General features: G+C 60.6%; 1 protein-coding gene. It reads left to right on the forward strand.

Annotated elements, in window-relative coordinates; all coding sequences use genetic code 11:
* Position 1: 1 nt before the first annotated feature.
* The coding region (locus EN852_RS38595; RefSeq protein ID WP_189546605.1) for a PTS glucitol/sorbitol transporter subunit IIC at positions 2-307 on the forward strand (306 nt) is incomplete at its 3' end.

The following is a 307-nucleotide window of genomic DNA, read 5'->3' on the forward strand; positions in this document are numbered from 1 at the left end:
GTTGGCGCAGCATGCCGACATGGCCGTGCACAATCTGCATGTCGCGGGTGCCATGGTTTCGGATGCTGCTTTGCATGGCAAGCTCGCCGTCGAGCATGCTTCCGACCATCTCGTTGTCCTGGCGCAGGCCGACAGCGCGCCGATCACCGTCGACCAGTTCAAGGAAAAGCTGAAGGAAGTCCAGCAGGAGGAGCAGCTCGGTTGGCTGACCGCCATCGGCAAGTACTTCATCGGCATCTTCCAGAAGGGCGGCGAAGTGTTCGCCGGCTTCGTCACCGGTATCATCCCGACGCTTGTGGTGCTTATG

It is taken from the genome of Mesorhizobium sp. M2E.F.Ca.ET.209.01.1.1 (genome assembly GCF_004010375.2).
Taxonomy (GTDB): domain Bacteria; phylum Pseudomonadota; class Alphaproteobacteria; order Rhizobiales; family Rhizobiaceae; genus Mesorhizobium.